General features: G+C 61.5%; 2 protein-coding genes and 1 pseudogene. All 3 read left to right on the top strand.

Features of this window, described 5'->3' with window-relative positions; all coding sequences use genetic code 11:
• Positions 1 to 169, top strand: a pseudogene (locus WBB85_RS21495) (TRAP transporter small permease); the annotation flags it as partial.
• A gap of 10 nt (positions 170 to 179) precedes the next feature.
• Positions 180 to 1,511, top strand: coding sequence for a TRAP transporter large permease (locus WBB85_RS21500; protein WP_432640616.1), 1,332 nt, complete (start codon positions 180 to 182; stop codon positions 1,509 to 1,511).
• 11 nt (positions 1,512 to 1,522) lie between these two features.
• Positions 1,523 to 2,354: histidinol dehydrogenase (hisD, locus tag WBB85_RS21505; RefSeq protein WP_432640617.1), on the top strand; the 832-nt coding region annotated here is incomplete at its 3' end.

Here is a 2,354-nt window from a genome sequence, read left to right on the forward strand (position 1 = left end):
GTTCGGTTCGGTGACGCATGGGCTTCGCATCAGTCAGGTGTGGTTCCTGTCGGCGGTTCCGATCGGCTTTGCGCTGGTCAGTTTGCGTCTCATCCAGTCGTTCCTTCGCGATCTCTCCGACCTTCGGCACGGGCGTCCCGTGTACGAAGGCGACAAACTGTTCGATTGAGGGCCAGCCGATGCTTTGGAATCAGCTTCAGGGACAGACGGTCGAACTTGGCTGGGACTTCTACGGTCCGGTCATCCTGTTCGTCATACTGGTGGCACTTGCCGTGCCGGTCTGGGCGGCGATCGGCGCTTCGGCGATCCTCATGCTTCTCATTTCGGGCGCATTGCCGCTGTCGCTTATCGGCGAAAGCCTTTTTCACGGGATCGACCATTTCGCTCTGACGGCGGTGCCGCTCTTCATTCTGACCGGCGACGTTCTTGTCCGGACCGGGCTCAGTCGCAAATTCCTTGATGTGGCCGAGGCGCTGACGCAATTCGCCAAGGGCGGTTTCGGATCGGCCACGGTGCTTGTCTGCGGGATGTTCGCGGCGATTTCCGGATCGGATGCGGCGGGGGCGGCGGCGGTGGGGCGGATGACGATCGACCGGCTGATCGAATCCGGTTACCCACGGCCCTATGCCTGCGCTCTGGTCGCGGCCGGTGCCTGCACCGGTATCCTTATCCCGCCCTCGATTGCCTATATCATCATCGGTCTGGTTCTGGGCATCTCGGCCTCGACCCTGTTCCTTGCCGCGGTGATCCCGGGGCTTGCGATCCTCGTCTCGATCCTGGCGACGAATATCATCATGAACCGGCTTTATGGCTGGGAGGGTGGCGGCAATATCTCATTCTCGGACTGGGCATCCCGGCTTGGAGCCGCTCTCAAATCCGGCTGGTACGCATTCATCGTCCCGGGGATCATTTTCTACGGCATCTTCTCGGGGCGGCTGACGCCGACCGAGGCTGGTGCCACCGCAGTCGTTGTCACCATCCTCATGGGGTTCGTGCTCGGCACGCTCAAGCTGTCGGATTTTCCCGCGATGCTGGTCAGTTCGGCCAAGGTCAATGGGGTCATTCTGCCGATCATCGCCTTCTCGCTGCCGCTTGCGCAGGCGCTGGCGATCCTTGGCGTTCCGCAGGGATTTGTCACGGCCGCGACGTCGGTCAGCGATGAGCCCTGGGTGCTGATCCTGATGATGGTGGGCATTCTGATCGCGGCGGGCTGCGTGATGGAGACGACGCCCAATATCGTGATCCTCGCGCCGATCCTGAAGCCCCTTGCCGACAATATCGGCATGAACGAGATCCAGTTCTGCATCATGATGATCACGGCGCTGGGGGTCGGCTTCATCACCCCGCCGCTCGGGCTCAATCTTTTCGTTGTCTCAGGTCTCACGGGCGAGTCGATCCTCAGGATCGCGTGGCGGGCCGTGCCCTTTGTCTTCTTCATGCTGATCGTCACGCTTTTCATTGCCTATGTGCCGGCAATTTCGACGACGCTTCTTCCTGATATCTACAAGTAGGACCCGGATACATGCCAAGAGAATACCTGAAGAAAGCCAAGCTTCATTCGCGCAGCGACGCGTCTGAGACAAAGCGCATCGTCCGCGAAATCCTTGACGATATCGAGGCGGGCGGCGACGCGAAGGCCCTGGAATATGCGGCAAGGTTCGACAAATACGACGGCAATGTCATCCTGACGCCGGACGAGATTGAAGCAGCCTGTGCATTGGTGCCCGAAAAGCTGAAGCGCGACATCGAGTTCAGCCATGACAATGTGCGCCGCTTTGCCGAGCAGCAGAAATCCACTGTGGCCAATATCGAATATGAGGTCGTGCCGGGCCTGATCGCCGGGCAAAAGGCGATCCCGGTCGATGCGGCGGGATGCTATGTGCCGGGGGGGCGTTACAGCCACATCGCCAGCGCGGTGATGACCGTGACCACCGCCAAGGTCGCGGGCTGCCAGCATATCACGGCTTGTTCGCCGCCGCGTCCGGGCGTCGGCATCGCGCCCGCCATCGTCTATGCCGCCCATATCAGCGGCGCCGACAAGATAATGGCGATGGGCGGGGTGCAGGGGGTCGCGGCGATGACCTTCGGCCTGTTCGGGCTGCCCAAGGCCAAGATCCTCGTCGGCCCCGGCAACCAGTTCGTGGCCGAAGCCAAGCGCATGCTTTTCGGCCGCGTCGGCATCGACATGATCGCGGGGCCGACTGACAGCCTGATCCTCGCCGACAAAACCGCCGACGCGCATATCGTTGCGACTGACCTCGTGAGCCAGGCGGAGCATGGTTACAACTCACCCGTCTGGCTGGTCACCGATGACCGTGCGCTCGCGGAAAAGGTGATGGAGATCGTGCCCCACC

This window comes from Albidovulum sp. (genome assembly GCF_049646345.1).
In the GTDB taxonomy this organism is placed as follows: Bacteria; Pseudomonadota; Alphaproteobacteria; order Rhodobacterales; family Rhodobacteraceae; genus Albidovulum.